The 3,172-nt window shown below is 62.0% G+C and carries 2 protein-coding genes; both read right to left on the reverse strand.

The features are described from left to right. Nucleotides 1-298 precede the first annotated feature (298 nt). Complete coding sequence (gene aroE, locus KBA32_RS16820; protein WP_294361431.1) at nucleotides 299-1,162, reverse strand: shikimate dehydrogenase; 864 nt, start codon at nucleotides 1,160-1,162, stop codon at nucleotides 299-301. A 14-nt stretch (nucleotides 1,163-1,176) separates the two neighbouring features. Then, nucleotides 1,177-3,024 carry a hypothetical protein gene (locus KBA32_RS16825; protein ID WP_294361433.1) on the reverse strand — a complete coding sequence of 616 codons (1,848 nt, stop codon included), beginning with the start codon at nucleotides 3,022-3,024 and terminating at the stop codon, nucleotides 1,177-1,179. Nucleotides 3,025-3,172: the final 148 nt, after the last annotated feature.

The raw sequence follows: 3,172 nt of genomic DNA on the forward strand, positions 1-3,172 counted from the left end.
CTGCGCTTCGATGTCGCGCGTCAACGCGGCAAAGCGTTCCTTGAGGTCGGGCATGCGCGCACGCAAGCTGCGCTTGGCCGCGATGATCTGCTCACGGTAGGGGAAGTTCGGGTCGTCCTGTTGCATATGGTGATTCCTCTGCGTTTGATTGGAAATGACTTCTCTTCTCCCTGAATTTCTTGTTCTTCTGGTGCTCTTTGCGAGCTCTGTAGGAGTGCAGCTTCGCTGCGCGATAACGGCGTTTCTACGAAGAAGCACCGCCAATCGCCCGGTAAAACCGGGCTCCTACAAAGAAACATCACGACAACGCTTCTTTCAGCGCCTTTTTCATGACTTCCTTGTCCGGATCGAGGCCGGTCCACATCGTGATGTTGAGCGCCGCCTGATTGACCAGCATCGACAGGCCGCTCTGCCATTTGAGGCCGCGCTTGTCGGCTTCCTGCAGGAAGGGCGTGAAGGCCGGATTGGGGATCACGTCCTGCACGTACATCGACGTGCTGAGCGTGTCGTAATCGATGTTCGGCTTGTCGTCGACGTTCGGGTAGAGGCCGATCGACGTCGCGTTGACGACGATGTCGGTATCGGCCGGAATCTTGAACGCATCGACCCACGGCACGTAATCGACGACGATCTGGGTGTTCTCGCGCAGCGTCTTGACGAGGCCCTCGCCGAGTGCCATGTCCTTCGGGATGTTGACGATGGTCAGGTGGCTGGCGCCGGCCAGTGCCAGTTCGACGCAGATCGCGCGCGCCGCGCCGCCGGCGCCGAGAACGACGATCTTCTTGCCTTTCGCCGAAAGGCCGGCTTCGGCCAGCGCGATCATGAAGCCCTGGCCGTCGGTGTTTTCGCCGGTGAGCACGCCGTTGTCGTTGATCACGGTGTTCACCGCGCCGATCAGCCTGGCGCTCGGCGCGATCTTATCGAGATACGGGATCACCGCAAGCTTGTGCGGAATCGTGCAGTTGATGCCGCGCATTTTCATCGCCTTCAGCCCGGTGATCGCGTCTGCGATCTTTTCCGGCTCGACATCGATGGTCAGGAAGCGCCAGCGATCAAGGCCGAGCGCGCGGAAAGCCGCTTCCTGGATGACGACGCCGGGGTTTTCCGCAACCGGGTGGCCGAATACGCCAACCAGATGATCCAGATAGTCCTGCTTTTTCATTTTTCTCGTTCCTTTCAGCTGTTGGCGTAATAGACGGCGCCGATCGCCTGCGCGAACTGGGCGACGGTGAAATGGGGATGGGCTTCGAGTTGCTTCATCAGCGGCGTGTAGGCCATGCCGGTGCCGGCGACGAGCAGCGTGATATCCGGCTTGATGCGACGCGCGCCTTCGACCATCAGGTCGAAGCAGGTCGGGTTCTTGACCAGGCGGCCGAACAGGAAGCGCTCGTCGGTGCCCGGATCGAGGATGCGCTTGCTCTCGAGCAGCGTGACCGCCAGCCCCTCGCCGATCTCGCGCCAGATTTTGGCGTTGGTTTCGTCCACCTCGTTCTTTGCGTTTCTTTCGCGGTCGGGTAGCCGCATCATGTGTTCGAGGAATGGCTTGCGCTGATCGATCGGTTCGGTCGGCACGTAGTAGCCCGCCCTGCCGGACGGCGACTGTTCGACGACGTAGCCCTTCTCCAGCAATTCCGCGAAAAGGTCCGGGCGCTCGCTCGGGAAATACTTCAGCGCCAGACGGAAGACGCCGCTCTGGCTGCAGTATTTCTGTAGCGTGCCGGGCAGGCCGGTGTTGAAGTTGTTGACGCTGCGCAGGTCGTCGGGCTCGAAGGCCCGCTCCGGCCAGCAGCCAAGGTCGATGATGAAGTTGTAAACCTCGAGCGGGATGTCGGGAATGCTGCCGGACTCGGTGATCCAGCCGGTGCCGAGTTCCGTGCCCAGCGTGTGCGCGAAGACGCCATCACGAACCTTGGCGGCCTCGCCGGAGAAGGCCATTTCGACGGCGGCGGTGAAGGACGCCATCGGCCCGTCGTTGATGATGCGCACGGCGCCACCGGGGACGACCGAGGCACGCAGACGGTCGTCGAGGTGCGTCAGTTGCACGAAGTCGGCGTCGTAGTCGATCTCCGGGTTGTTGCGGATGCCGCGCGTCTTGTACACCTCGCCGCCGACGATCTTGTTCCTGACGACGACATCGGGGAAGCAGAGGCCGATGGCGTCGAGGCGCGCATCGATGTCCAGACCAGCGTGGATCAGTTCGCGCAGGACGTTCTCCATCGCCGCATCGGACGCATCCTTGTCCATCGCCCGCACGATGATGGGCAGATAGCTCAGTTGCGCCGCAACGGGCAGCCGGTGGATCGCCAGCCGTGCCTGCAACAGGCGGGCGATCAGGCAGATCGGGTCGATCAGCTGCGCCGAGCGCGTGAAGTTGGCCGGGAACCAGTCATATTCCTTGTAATCGACGATCGTGCCGTCGACCACCAGCACCGCCTTGATGTCGGTGCCGCCGACGTCGATACCTGCGAACGCCCTGCCTTCGAGCTTGCTGGTGCAGGCGCGGAAGAAGGCCATCGTATCGACTCGGGAGCGCTTGGTCGCGGGCAAGGCCGGCAGTTGCTTGAGATCGGATATCGCGAAGCAGAACGGCGGTTCGCCGGGCCGAACGGCGGCGATCATGCGGTCGATCACATTCACCGAACGCCCGTAACCGACGCGCGCCTGACGCGAACGGCCGATACAGAACGCGTCGTCGAGGCCCTTGACCAATGCCAGCAGCGCCGGCTTGGCGGTGTCCAGATACAGCGTCAGGCGACGACCGCCGACACTCGACAGGATGTTGTAGATCTCGGCGTTCAGGTAGTCGCGGACGAAGGTCTTGGCCTCCGCATCGCACCGCTCGAGCGACGGAATCCGCAGTTCGTAGGCGGTCTGGCCGTCTGTGTCCATCTGATCGACGACGCAAACGATCCGCTCGGATTCCGCGTGATGCAATCCGTCAAATACATGGTGGACCGTCGTGATGTAGACCGGTTTGCCAGCCCGCGCATCCTCCAACAACGCCTGCAGCAGTACTTTGTTCATTGACCTTCTCCTTGTTTCTTGTGCGTTCGAGTCACTTGCACCGTTCGCCCTGAGCCTGTCGAAGGGCGGGATGCACCCCGCCTTGCGCCGCTTCATGGTTCGATGCCCCGAAGGAAATCCCCTTGGGGGACAGGCTCACCACGAACGG

The sequence above is a fragment of the Propionivibrio sp. genome (assembly GCF_017995515.1).
Classification (GTDB): Bacteria; Pseudomonadota; Gammaproteobacteria; order Burkholderiales; family Rhodocyclaceae; genus Propionivibrio.